Consider the following 12,898-nt stretch of genomic DNA (forward strand, 5'->3'; position numbering starts at 1 on the left):
GCATGCGCGCGACCGGACGGGCCGGGCGCGGCGGCCCCGTGCGGCGGCCCCGTGCGGCGGCCGGCAGCGTCAGGTGAGTGTGCGGGCCGCCCGGGTGACGGAGCACCGGGTGTACTCGGCGCCGTTCTGCGTGCCCGTGTACGGGGTGGTGGCCTCGGTGGTCTTCGTGCCGTTCGCGGGGACGACCAGGTCGCGCAGGGACACGGCGGCGTCCGGGGTGCCGGAGCCCGCGGCGCCCCGGAACTGGACGGTGGCGTCGTACTCGTAGTCCACCGGGCCGTTGTTGGTGATCGTCAGGCGGGCGACGAGGTTCTTGCCGGACGCGTCGAGACCGCACCGGTCGACACGGATGTCCCGCATCGCCCCCTTGCCGGAGCCGGAGCCGCCCGGCACCGTGACACCGCCGCTTCCGGAGCCGCCGGTGTCGCCGTGGCCCGCGGTGCCGCCGCCGTCCGTGTCGCCGTGGCCGCCGGACCCGCCACTCGTGCCGGAGCCGGAGCCGGAGCTGGAGGACCCGCCGCAGCTGCCGCCGTTCGAGCCGCGGGCGCCGGTCAGGGCGATCAGGACGACCGCGCAGACGGCGACCGCGCGAGCATGACGCATTTTCACGTTTCAACCCCCGTTGAAAGTGGAAAGATCCAAGGCTCGTCTGTGACGAGTGCACGTCACCCTAGCAGCGGGCTTCCCCTCCCGCCCGCCACCGCGCGTGATTCCTCCGCCCCCGTACGGGTACCCGGCCGTCGGACCGGGCCCTGACCAGGGCGGTCCGGCACCCGTAACCGAGGGAGGCCGAGATGATCCGCAATGTCGTCGGCGCCGTACTGGCCGTCGTGGGGGCGGTCGCCGCCGTCTGGAGCGTCTTCCGCGCCTGGTACGACGGCCGTCTGGGGCGGTACTACGAGATCGACGACCTGTTCGGAGGGATCACTTCCAGCCGCGCCGACCTGTGGTGGTCGCTGTTCCTGCCCATGGCCTTCGCGGCCCTGCTCACGCTGCTGGGCCTGGTGATGCGCTCCCGCGCGCTGGTGGCGCTGGCGGGGCTGGTGGTGCTGGGGTTCACCGTGCTGTGGCTGGTGCAGCAGGGCAGGGCGGCGGGGAGCCTCACGGTGAGCGGCGACGAGCAGGGCGTCGGCTCCGGCGCCGGTCTGGCGCTCGGCGGCGGGATCCTGCTGCTGCTGGCCGCGGTGGTGATGTCGGGGCGGCGGCGCGGCCCGGCGCTGGAGGGCGGGCGCGGAGGCTACGCGGGCGCGGGCCCCGGGCCGGGCGGCCACCCGGACCAGCGGGGGTACGCCGACCAGCGGAGCCACGACCAGCCCGGATACGGGAACCAGCCCGGGTACGGAGACCAGCCCGGATACGGGAACCAGCCCGGATACGGAGACCAGCCCGGGTACGGGGACCGGCCGGGCTACCGGGACCAGCCGCCGTACGGCGACCAGCGGGGCTACGGCGACCAGCAGGGCCACGGGGAGCAGTACGGCGGAGGCGGCCACCAGGCCCCGCCGCCCGACCAGCAGGGGTACGGCGACCCGCACGACCAGGAGACCCGGCCGTACCGGACGCCTCCCCCGCATCCGGGCGACCGCCCCGACGACCCCCGGTACTAGCTCCGGCCGGGGGACCGCAGCCGGCCGGAGGGCCGCAGGGCGGGCCCCCGGCCCGCGGGGGCACCCCCGGCGGCGGCAGGTCCTACGAGGACGGCCGGGGCCCCGTGGCGGTGCCCTTCGCCGCGTCGAGCGCGTACACGCAGCGGTCCTTGCTGCACGCGTACACGACGCCCGCGCGGACCACCGGCGAGCCGGTGATCTCGCCGCCCGTCGTCAGCTTCCACCGCAGCTGGCCGCCCGCCGCGTCCAGGGTGTACAGCACGTGGTCGGCGGAGCCGAAGTGCAGCCTGCCCTCCGCGACGGCGGGGGCGCCGACGATCTCGCCGCCCGCCGCGAACCGCCACTTCGGCGTCCCCGTGACCGCGTCCAGCGTGTACATCGCGCTGCCGCTGCCCACGTGGACGTTGCCGTGGGCGACGACGACCGGCTCGATGGACTGGCGGGCCTCCGTCGCGATGCGCCAGCGGTCCTTGCCGGTCGCCGCGTCGAGGGCGTACACGGTGCCGAGGTAGTCGGCGAGGTACACCCCGCCGCCGGTGACCGACGGCCCCGGCGCGAAGGCCGGCGGCGACAGGAAGACGGCCGGCGCCTCGAAGTGCCAGCGCACGTGCCCGGACAGGACGTCGACGCACAGGATCCGCGTCCCCGCGGCCACGTACACGTAGCCGTCCTCGGCCGGGGTGAGCCGCACGGGCACGCCGCCGCAGGACGCCGCGTCGCCGATCGGGTACGACCAGCGCTCCGTGCCGGTGCGGGCGTCGAGGGCGCGCAGCCGGGCGTCCTGCCACACGTACACGGTGTCGCCGTGCACGGCGGGCCCCGCCTCGGGGGTCTCGAAGTCGGTCTGGGCGCCGGTCAGCTCCCACAGCCGGGCGCCGTTGGATGCCTCCCACGCCTGGACGCCGCCGCCGCGCGTGCCGGTGACGACGGTGCCCCGGTCGGCCTTGAGGGAGTACACCCAGGCGTCGGTCTGGAGCCGCCACAGCTCGCCCGCGTCGAGGGCGTCGAGCGCGTACAGCGTGGGCCCGTCGGAGGCGTGGACGCGGCCCGCCGCGACCGCCATGGACCAGGCCACGTCGCGGGTCTTGAAGGCGCGGCGGCCGGTCCCCACGTCGAGGGCGTGGACCTCGAAGGAGGTGACGTAGAGGAGGTCGCCGTCGACGACCGGGGTGCCCCACACGTCGTTCGACATGCGGAACCGCCAGGGCCGCCAGTGGCCGGGCGCGGGGGCGGGCGCGGCGACGGTCGGCCCGCCGTCGGCGGCACCGTGCGGACCGGGCGCGGCGGGGGACGGGGCGTGCCCGGTGCCGGCCACGGGGCGGCCGGTGGGCGGCGGGGCGTCCGGGCCGGTCAGCCCGGCGGGCGGCCGGATCCATCCGGTGGCGGGCCCGGCCGGGTCGGGGGCGGCGGCGGAGCGGCCGTCGGCACGGCGCGGGCCGGGGCCGATGGGCACCTTGGAGCCGGGCAGCCGGACGGGCGCGGCGCCGTGCGGGGCGCCGGCCGGGGGCGCGGTGTGGGCCGGGGGCCGGGCGGGGCCGTGTCCCGTACGGGGGTCGGCGCCGCGCCGGGCCGGGTCCCACTCCTGGCCGGGCACGGGGGCTCCGGGGGCGGGGCCGGCCGGGCCGTGGCCGCCGTGCGCCGGGCCCTGGTGGGCGGGGACGGGGTGGCCGGGGGCGGGCCGGGCGGTACGGGGGGCGCGGCCGGGGGCGGCGGGGTGGAGGGGCGGCCGCCGCGCCGCTGCTCGATCATGGCGGTGGCCGGCGCGGGCAGCCACGCGGAGGCCGTGCCGCTGTCGTCGCCGCCCGCGAACAGGTGCGGGGCGAGCTGCGACTGGAGGTCGGCCGGGGTGGGGCGGCGCGTCTGGTCCATCTGCATGCAGGACTCGATCAGCGGGCGCAGCTCCTCGGGCAGCCCCTCCAGGTCGGGGCCCTCGCGGAGCAGCATGAAGACCGTCTCGACCGGGTTGGCGCCGTGGTAGGGCGCGTGTCCGGTGGCGGCGAAGACGAGGGTGGAGCCGAGTGAGAAGACGTCGCTGGCGCCGGTGACGCTGCGCGAGTCGCGGGCCTGCTCGGGCGACATGTAGGCGGGCGTCCCGACGGCGACGTTGGTCATCGTCAGCCGGGTGTTGGAGACGCCGGACGCGATGCCGAAGTCGATGACGCGGGGGCCGTCCTCGACGACGAGGACGTTCGACGGCTTGAGGTCGCGGTGGACGAGCCCGGCGCCGTGGATGGACTGGAGTGCCTCGGCGACACCGGCGGCGAGCCAGCGCACGGCGGGCGCGGGCAGCGGCCCGCACTCGTTCACTATCTCCTCGAGGGACGGCGCGGGGACGTACGCGGTGGCGAGCCACGGCACGGCGGCGCGCGGGTCGGCGTCGACGACGGCGGCCGTGTAGAAACCGGACACGGCGCGGGCGGCCTCGACCTCGCGCGTGAACCGGACGCGGAACAGCTGGTCCTCGGCGAGCTCGGTCCGCACGGTCTTGATCGCCACACGGCGGCCCGACGCCGACCGCGCGAGATAGACCAGGCCCATGCCGCCGGCGCCGAGCCGGCCCAGCACCTCGAACGGGCCGATCCGTCTCGGGTCGTGCTGCGTCAGCTGCTCCACTTGCCTGCCACCTCCCCGTCAGGGCCATGGGGGTACGACCCTGTGCACCCTGATTCTTCCTGTCCGGGGCGGCGGTGGCGAACCCGGGGGCGGATCGGGGTGTCTCACCCCCAAGGGGACACCCGTGTGAGGGACGGGTGCGGCGGCGGGTGGACGCGGACGGGCGTTTTCCGGCCATAGCGGGGGCATGTCGGCCTGCGGGCGGTACGGCCCGGTGGAGGGGGCGGGGGCGCCCGGCGCCCGCGGCGGCCCGGCGGGCGCATGGCGGCGGACGCAGCGGCCCGGCCGAGGACCGGCGGCGCACACCGGCGGCCCCGTGAGGACGGCCCCGTGGGCGGCGGGCGCTGGGCGCGCGGTCAGGCGGCCTTGGGCTCGGCGAGTACCGCGAAGGCGGCGCCCTGGTCGTCGGTGAGCAGCGCGATCCGCCCGTACGGGGTGTCGAACGGGTCCTCGGTGACGCGTCCGCCCAGGCGCAGGGCGGTGGAGACGGTCTCGTCGCAGTCGGCGACGGCGAAGTAGACCAGGAAGTGGGCGGGCATCTCGGCGGGGAAGGAGGAACCGATCACGCTGCGCCCGCCGATCGCGTCGGCGTCCGTCGGCTCGCCGCTCCCCGCCGGCGACCACACGCGGAACTCGGCGGACGGGTCGTCCAGGTCGCGGGTGCGGTAGCCGAAGACGGCCGTGTAGAAGGCGTCGACGGCGTCCTTGTCGCGGGCCCGTGTGTACACCTCGGTCCAGCAGTACGAACCGGGCAGGCCCTCCTTCTCGAACCCCCGGTGCCGCTCGGCCTGCCAGAGCCCGAAGACGGCCCCGCCGGGGTCGGCGGCGAGCGCGGTGATCCCGGCGGCGCCGACGCGCATGGGCCCGGTGATGATCTGCCCGCCGGCCTCGCGGACGCGGGCGGCGAGCGCGACGGCGTCGGCGGTGGCCAGGTACACGCCCCAGGCGGTGGGCATGCGGCCGTCCCGCTTGGGGGCGAGCCCGGCGACGCGCCGCCCGTCGCTGAGCGCGGTGGCGTACGGGCCGTACGTCTCGCCGTCGTCGGCGAAGGTCCAGCCGAACAGGCCGCCGTAGAAGCGCTTGCCGGCCTCCAGGTCGGGGAGCAGCACGTCGGCCCAGCAGGGCGTGCCCTCGGGCCTGTCGTCCGGGGCGCCTCCGGGCGGGCGTTCCGTGGTCGCGGCCATGGGCGTGGTCCCTTCCCTGTGCACGGGCCTGCGCGGACCGTGTGTCCCGTACGGCTCACGCTAATGCGGGTGCGGGAGGGCCGCAGGGGGAGAAGGGCCGGCCGGGGTGCGGGCCGTTCGTGCGGCGTACGGAAATTCCGGCCGGGAGGTGCCGGGTGGGTTGACGGCTGGTGGCCGGCGGGTTCTCGGGCGGATGTCCACCGCGTTGTCCCCGCGTTGTCCACCGGGGTTTTCCACAGCCTGTTGATAATCATCCCGGCGCCATCCCGGCGGCACCGCGGTGGACAAATGCCGAGAAGAGGGGAGATGGGAATCCGTTTTGACCGACGCTCGAACACGGACGGTCACCTTCACGTTCCCCGGTGAATCCGCGCGGCGGTCTCCGGGCCCCTCGGGCCTCTTCCCGCACGCCCTTCCGGCGCGGCTTCCCGCGGGCCCTCACGCACCTGCGGGAAAACGCGCGCGGGGCAGCTCCCGCACGGCCTCGCACCCATTTGCAGTCGGCCGAATAGCGCCTGGAACACCCCTCGGTAAGCTGACGGCATGACAGGACAAGTACGCACCGTCGACGGCCGCGTGGCCGGTCGGCGCGGCCAGGCGACGCGGCAGAAGCTGCTCGACTGCCTCAGCGAGATGCTCAGCTCCTCGCCGTACCGGGACGTCAAAGTCATCGACGTGGCCCGGAAGGCGGGCACTTCACCTGCGACCTTCTATCAGTATTTCCCGGACGTGGAGGGCGCCGTCCTCGAGATCGCCGAGGAAATGGCCAAGGATGGCGCAGGATTGACCGAATTGGTGTCGGGCCGGTCATGGGTCGGCAAGGCGGCGAAGCAGACGTCCGAGGACCTCGTGGAAGGCTTCCTCGACTTCTGGCGGCGCCATGACGCGATCCTCCGCGTGGTCGACCTGGGAGCCGCCGAGGGCGACAAACGGTTCTACAAGATCCGTATGAAGGTCCTCGGCGCGATCACCGGCTCGCTCACGGAAGCGGTGAAGGAACTCCAGGCCAAGGGCCGGGTCGACAAGGACGTGAACCCCGCCGCGATGGCCGGCGCGCTGGTGACGATGCTGGCCTCGGTCGCCTCGCACCAGAAGGGCTTCCAGACGTGGGGCGTGAAGCAGGCCGAGCTGCGGCCGAACCTCGCGCTCCTGGTCCACCTCGGCATCACGGGCAAGAGGCCCCCGAAGTAGCAGCGGTTCCCGCCCTCCCCCGCCGCCGCGGCGCCGCCCGGCAACGGCACGTCCTGTCACGCCGCCGGCGGCACGCCCCGCGCCTCCCCGCGCCTCCCCGTCCGGGCACGCGGCGGCAGCGGCACCGCTCCCGCCGCGTCCGGGCGGGCGGATGATGACCGCATGACGCACTCCTCCCCGGAACCCGGGTCCGCCGCCCCCGGCCCGCACACCGCCCCCGCCTCACCCGGCACCCCCGGCACCCCCGCCGCTCCCGGCCCGCACACGGCCCCCGGTGCCCCCGCCGCCCCCGTCACTCCCGACGCCTTCGAGTCGGCGCTGCACCGGATGCGCGTGTGGGAGGCCGAGCCGCCCCGCTTCGACCCGCGGACGGCCCCGGAGGACCCGCTGGACCTCTTCCGCGCCTGGTTCGTGGACGCGGCGGAGGCCGGCCAGCCGGAGCCGCACACCACGCAGCTGGCCACCGTCGGCGCCGACGGCCGCCCCGACGTGCGGACGGTCGTCCTGCACGGGGCCGACGCGGACGGCTGGCGGTTCGCCTCGCACGCGACCAGCGCCAAGGGCGGCCAGCTCGCCGCCCACCCGTACGCGGCGCTCCACTTCTACTGGCCGCTGCGGGCCCGGCAGGTCCGGCTGCGCGGCGCCGTCACGACGGGTACGGCCCAGGAGGCGTACGCCGACCTCCACGCGCGGTCGACGGGCGCCCTCGCGGCGGCGCTGACCGGCCGGCAGAGCGCACCGCTGGCGTCCCCGGAGGAACTGGCGGAGGCGAACGAGGCGGCCTGGGAGCGGGCGGCGGCCGACCCGGCCGCCCACGCGCCGACCTGGACGGTGTACCGGCTCGTGCCGCTGGAGGCGGAGTTCTTCCAGGGGGACACCCGGCGGCGCCACGTCCGCCTGCGCTACCACCGGCCGGCCCCGGAGGGCGCGTGGTCGCGGGGCCTGCTCTGGCCGTGAGCCCCCGGGGCGGCCGTCACGCCCCGTTCGTGACCCTTTCGCAACCGATTTCCGCCTTGACCGGGACCCAACAAGGCGGGCGGCCGTTACGCTCGGCGTCCATGGCCCCAGCAAGCAACCCGCCCGCCACTCCCCCGCGGCCCGTGCTCGGTCCTCCCGTCTACGTCGTCGGCGGCGGACCCGGCGGGCTCGCCGCGGCGGCGGCGCTGCGCGGGCGCGGGGTGCGCGCGGTCGTGCTGGAGAAGGCGCCCGCCGTCGCCGCGTCCTGGCGGCGCCACCACGACCGGCTGAGGCTGCACACGACGCGCCGCATGTCCGGGCTGCCGGGGCTGCGGATGCCCCGGTCGTTCGGGCGGTGGGTGTCGCGCGACGACATGGTCCGCTACCTGGAGACGTACGCCGGGGCGCATGGCCTGGAGGTCGTCACCGGGGTCGAGGTGCTGCGCGTGGAGCGGGCGGAGCGGGAGGAGGACGGCTGGGTGCTGCACGCGTCCGGCGGGCGGCGGCTGACCAGCCGCGCGGTGGTCGTCGCGACGGGCGCCGCGCACCGGCCGGTCCTGCCGGACTGGCCGGGCCGCGAGACGTGGTCCGGCGACCTGACGCACGCCGCCGCGTACCGGTCGGCGGCCCCGTACGAGGGCCGGGACGTGCTGGTGGTGGGCGCCGGGAACACCGGGGCGGAGATCGCCGTGGACCTGGTGGAGGGCGGCGCCGCGCGGGTGCGGCTGGCCGTCAGGACCGCCCCGCACGTGGTGCGCCGCTCGGTGGCCGGGTGGCCCGCGCAGGCCACCGGGGTGCTGGTGCGGCGGCTGCCGGTGTGGCCCGCCGACCGGCTGCTGCTGGCGGTGCGGCGGGCGACGGTACCGGATCTGTCGGCGTACGGCCTGCCCCGGCCGGGCACCGGCCCGTACGCGCGGCTGCGGCGGGACGGCGCGGTGCCGGTCCACGACACGGGCCTGGTCGACGCGGTGCGGCGCGGGCGGGTGGAGCCGGTGGCGGCGGTGGCGGAGCTCCTGGAGGGCGGGGAGGTCGCGCTGGCGGACGGCTCCGTGGTCCGGCCGGACGCGGTCATAGCGGCGACCGGCTACCGGGCCGGGCTGGAGGGCCTGGTGGGCCACCTGGGCGTACTGGACCGGCGCGGCCGTCCGCGGGTGCGCGGGGCCCGTACGGCGGCGGGGGCGCCCGGCCTGTACTTCGTGGGCTTCCACCAGCCGCCGAGCGGGCTGCTGCGGGAACTGGCGGTGGAGGCGCGGCGCGTGGCCCGCGCGATAGCGGCGGGCGGCCAGCCGCCGGCCCCGTACGGGGTGCACGGCGGCCACGGCCCGGACGAGGCACCCGGCGCGGCGAGGCGCCGCGGAGCGGCGAAGACCCGCAGGACACCGGGCCCCACCACCGCGCCCCCGGCACCGGCCCGGACCGCCGAGACGCCGGAGACTCCGGACACGGCTCAGACGCAGGGGACGCCGGAGACGACCGCGGCGACCAAGGCGAGCGAGGCGACCAAGGCCACCGAGGCGAGTGGGACCACCGAGGCGGCCGAGGCGGCCGGAACGGCCGTATCCGCCACCCCGGCCGCCCCGGCCGCCTCACACCCCGGCGAGCCCCCGCGGTTCCTGTCCCCGAAGGCGCTTCCGCCGGTCAGCCTGCCGCGTTGAGGACCAGCTCGGCGGTGTCGTTCTTCGGCTTCGGGTCGACGGGCCTGGCCTCGCCCCATCCGCCGCGCAGCGTCAGCGTGCCGGTGGCGCCGGGCACGACGGTGTCGACGCGCAGGGTGAAGGGGAACGTCACGGTCTGCTTCTCGCCGACCCACATCGGCAGTTCGCACTGGTAGCGGGGGGCGCCCGACGGGCCCTCGTACCAGTCGCCGTCCAGCGTGCGGCCGAAGCAGTTCCCGGGCGCCTTCGTCACGGTGGCGCCCCGCGGGACGACGAAGTCGACGGAGCCGACCGCCTCCCCGGAGCGCAGGTTCGCGACCCACGCCGGGCCCTTGTTCCGGAAGGTCAGGTCGGCTCGCACGCTCTCCCCGGCGGCGGCCGTCAGTTCGCCGCCCCGCACGGCGAAGTCGCTCGTGTTGGCGACCCGGACGGCCCCGGACAGGCCGTTGTCGGAGGGCTCCAGGTCCGGGACGTCGCCGCCCGGCTCGACGGTCAGGTCCAGGCGCTCGTGGAAGGCGTACGGGGCGGCGGTCGCCGTCAGCGTGCGCGGCAGCGTGAAGGTGCCGCCCGGCTCGACGACGTCGTCGAAGGCGCAGTCGACCCGGCTCATCGGCACGTACCCGCCCGTCTGCTCCAGCGGCGTGGTCGTGCAGTGCGGGTCGACGGCGCCGACGTCGAGGCCGCGCGTGACGTACAGGGTGACGCGCACGCCGCGCGCCGCCTCGCCGCCCCGGTTGACGACGCCGAACGGCACGGAGACGGTGCCGCCCGGCTGGATCTCGCCGGACGGCACGGTGCCGCGCACGGCCAGGTCGGGGCCGGAGCCGAGGGTGACGGGCGTCTCCGCCTCGTACGCGACGAGTTCGCCGACGCCCGGCTGGTTCGTGGCGGCCCGCCCGGTGTACGCGATCCGGCCGGTCGCCCCCGCCTCGGCACCGGCGGCGGCCCGCACCACGAGGCGCACGCGATCGCGGCCGTCACCGGAGAGCGGCACCTCGGGCACCGTGCACACGGCGGTCGGGCCGCTGGGCGCGCAGTTGCCGGGCCAGGTCACCTCGGCGACCCCGGCGAGCCCGGACACGTCGACGGTGATCCGGCCGTCCGTCACGGTGAAGTTCCCGTTGTCGTGCGACAGACCGACCTCGAACTCCCGCTCCGGCCCGGCCGCGCCGCCGGTGCCGACGGACAGCTTCGCCTCGTACGGGGCGCTGATCCACAGCTGGTCGCTCTGCGGCTCCTCGCCGAAGGCGGGCGCCGCGCCGGCCACCGAGGCGACGACGGCGACGCACAGACCGCGCGCGAGCACCCGCGCGGGAAGGGACTGCTTCATGGGCAGGGACCTCTCTGATCAGGACGACAACACCCCTACGACGACCCACGGCCTCCCGCGTGGGTTGTATGCCGTCGGCACGCAACCCGGCCACGGGGCGGCGCCGTTGGCCGCTCGGGGGCCCGGCACCGGTCTCGTACGGACTGTTCCGCATGAGGCAACTCGTGAGTAACCTGACCGGGCGTCATGCTGGGTCGGCTGTGCGACGGGACGGCGGGAGGCGGCGGAGTGGTTGCTGGGTCTGCTCGGGGCGGCTTCGACGCGGAAGCCGGAACAGAAGCCGGGACGGTGACCGGGCCGGGGGCCGGAGGGACGGTGACCGGAACGGGAGCCGGAGCGGCCACGGCCGGGCCCGGAGCCGGTGCGGGGGCCGGAGGGGCGGCCACCGGGGCCGGTGCCGGGGCGGTACCGGGACTGGAGGCGCTGTTCCGGCCCCGTGCCGTGGCGCTCCTCGGCTCCGGTGACGGGCGGGACGCCGTCGTGGCGTGGGCGCTCGGCCGGGGCGCGCGGGTGTACGCGGTGCGCGGCGAGGCGGCGGCCGGGGTGCTGCCCGCCGGGTCCGTCGCGGCGCTGCCGGAGGACGTGGACCTCGCGGTGGTGCTGGGCGGCGACCCGCTGCCGGTGCTGCGGCAACTGGCCGACGCGAAGGTCCCGCTGGCCGTCGCCCTCGGCCCCTCCGCGTCCACCGACCGGCTGCGCGGCGGCGCGACGCGGGTCCTCGGGCCCACCGACGCGGCCCAGTTCCAGCCGCTGCGGGACGACCCGGCGGGCCCCGGCCTCGCCGTCGTCGTCCCCTCCGGCCCGGCGGGCCGGCACCTGTACGCCCTCCAGGAGCTGGGCGTCCGCGTCTCCCACTGGGCCGTCACCGGCGGCGAGGCCGACCTGACGGCCGCCGACCTCCTCGCGTACTGCGCCGAGCAGCCCGGCGTCGGCGCCGTCGCCCTCCACCTGGACGCCCTGCGGGACGCGCCCGCCCTGCTGCGCGCCGCCGACCACGCCGCCCTGCACGGCGTCCCCGTGGTCGCCCTCCCCGCCCCCGCCGACCCGGCCACCGCCCCGGTCCTCCAGGCCGCGCTCCGCCAGCACGGCGTCGTCCCGGTCGGGTCGCCCGACCAACTCCGCGACACGGCAGTCCTCCTGGCCCGCGCCCGCCCGCCCCGCGCGGAGGGCATCGCGGTGTACGACGACGGCTCCAGCGCCGCCGCCCCGTTCGCCGCCCTCGCCCGCGCGGCCGGGCTGCCCGCCGAGGCCCGGCCGGGCGCCCCCCTCGAAGCGCTGCTCGCGGACCCGGACACCGGGCTGGTCGTCTGCCCCGTCCCCGCCGCGCACCCGCCGCACACCGACCTCCTCGCGCGGGCCCTGGCGGACGCGGCGGAGACCACCGACAAGCCGGTGTGCGTCGTCTGGGGCTCCCCGGACGGCACGGAGCCCGCGTACCGGAAGACGCTCCTCGGCTCGTCCCGCCTGGTCGTCTTCCGCACCACCGCCAACTGCGTGGCCGCCCTCGCCGCGTACACCGCCCACCACCGCCGCGCCGCCGCGCACCGCTCCCCGTACGAGGAGGCGCCGGAGGCCCCGTCCCCGTCGGCCCGCAAGGCGCGGCCCCTGCTGCGGCCCGGCCACCGGCTGAGCGAGCACGCGGCGAAGCAGCTACTGCGGGCGTACGGCGTCCGCGTACCGCGCGAGCAGCTCGTGACGAGCGCGGCGGCGGCCGTCCGCGCCGCCGCGCAGATCGGGTACCCGGTCGTGCTGAAGGCTTCGGCCCCGCAGCTGTCGCGCCGCGCCGAACTGGGCCTGGTCCGGGTGGGCGTGACCTCGGCGAGCCAGGTCCGCGACACCTACCGGGACCTCGCCGAGATCGCCCGGTACGACCGGGTCGACCTGGACGGCGTGCTGGTCTGCCAGATGGTGGAGCGCGGCGCCGAGCTGTCGATCCGCGTCGGGCACGATCCGCTGTTCGGGCCGACCGTGACGCTCGGGACGGGCGGGGCCCTCGCGGAGGTGGTGGCGGACACGGCCGTGCGGGTGCCGCCGTTCGGCGAGCGGGAGGCCCGCTCGATGCTGGACGAGCTGCGCCTGCGGCGGCTGCTGGACGGCACGGGCGGCGGGCCGCCGCTGGACGCGGACGCGCTGGTGGAGGCCGTCCTGCGGGTGCGGCGCATCGCCCAGGAACTGGGCGGCGAGCTGGCGGAACTGGCCGTCGACCCCCTGGTGGTACGGGAGCGGGGCCAGGGCGCGGTCGCCCTCGGCGCCCACGCGCTGTGCCGCCCGGCCACCCCCGCCTGAGCCGCCGGCCGCCGCGGCCTGAGCCCCGACCGCACGGGCGCCGCACACCGACACGCCCCGGCCGCCCGGACGCCG

7 protein-coding genes and 2 pseudogenes are annotated in these 12,898 nt (G+C 77.1%); 5 read left to right on the forward strand and 4 right to left on the reverse strand.

Annotation, left to right across the window (positions count from 1 at the left end):
- Window positions 1-69: 69 nt before the first annotated feature.
- Window positions 70-603, reverse strand: coding sequence for a hypothetical protein (locus tag CP974_RS12680; RefSeq protein ID WP_051839863.1), 534 nt, complete (start codon window positions 601-603; stop codon window positions 70-72).
- Between the two features lie 191 nt (window positions 604-794).
- On the opposite strand from CP974_RS12680, the gene CP974_RS12685 reads away from it, so the two are divergent.
- The gene (locus CP974_RS12685) at window positions 795-1,607 is read left to right on the forward strand and encodes a hypothetical protein (protein WP_078915817.1); all 813 of its coding nucleotides are present in this window, start codon (window positions 795-797) and stop codon (window positions 1,605-1,607) included.
- A gap of 82 nt (window positions 1,608-1,689) precedes the next feature.
- Here CP974_RS12685 and afsK read toward each other — a convergent pair.
- Together afsK and kbpA are read right to left on the reverse strand one after the other, a co-directional pair.
- Window positions 1,690-4,220, reverse strand: a pseudogene (afsK, locus tag CP974_RS30980) (protein serine/threonine kinase AfsK).
- Window positions 4,221-4,576: 356 nt separating this feature from the next.
- Window positions 4,577-5,404, reverse strand: a complete 828-nt coding sequence (kbpA, locus tag CP974_RS12700) for an AfsK-binding protein KbpA (protein WP_031136751.1) — start codon at window positions 5,402-5,404, stop codon at window positions 4,577-4,579.
- Window positions 5,405-5,947: 543 nt separating this feature from the next.
- Between kbpA and CP974_RS12705 the strand changes: the two genes are divergently transcribed.
- From CP974_RS12705 to CP974_RS12715, 3 genes and pseudogenes are all read left to right on the forward strand, one after another.
- On the forward strand, window positions 5,948-6,595 hold the full coding sequence (locus CP974_RS12705) for a TetR family transcriptional regulator (RefSeq protein ID WP_031136749.1): 648 nt from the start codon (window positions 5,948-5,950) through the stop codon (window positions 6,593-6,595).
- 327 nt (window positions 6,596-6,922) lie between these two features.
- Window positions 6,923-7,552 (forward strand): pyridoxine/pyridoxamine 5'-phosphate oxidase, encoded by a 630-nt coding sequence (locus tag CP974_RS12710; RefSeq protein ID WP_031129589.1) that lies wholly within the window; start codon window positions 6,923-6,925, stop codon window positions 7,550-7,552.
- A gap of 101 nt (window positions 7,553-7,653) precedes the next feature.
- Window positions 7,654-8,826: pseudogene (locus tag CP974_RS12715) on the forward strand (flavin-containing monooxygenase); the annotation flags it as partial.
- 364 nt (window positions 8,827-9,190) lie between these two features.
- On the opposite strand, the gene CP974_RS12725 reads toward CP974_RS12715, so the two are convergent.
- On the reverse strand, window positions 9,191-10,537 hold the full coding sequence (locus CP974_RS12725) for a COG1361 family protein (RefSeq protein WP_031129586.1): 1,347 nt from the start codon (window positions 10,535-10,537) through the stop codon (window positions 9,191-9,193).
- Window positions 10,538-10,852: 315 nt separating this feature from the next.
- Here CP974_RS12725 and CP974_RS12730 point away from each other — a divergent pair, with 315 nt between their 5' ends.
- On the forward strand, window positions 10,853-12,823 hold the full coding sequence (locus CP974_RS12730; protein ID WP_373276764.1) for an acetate--CoA ligase family protein: 1,971 nt from the start codon (window positions 10,853-10,855) through the stop codon (window positions 12,821-12,823).
- Window positions 12,824-12,898 lie beyond the last annotated feature (75 nt).

Source organism: Streptomyces fradiae ATCC 10745 = DSM 40063, from assembly GCF_008704425.1.
Classification (GTDB): domain Bacteria; phylum Actinomycetota; class Actinomycetes; order Streptomycetales; family Streptomycetaceae; genus Streptomyces; species Streptomyces fradiae.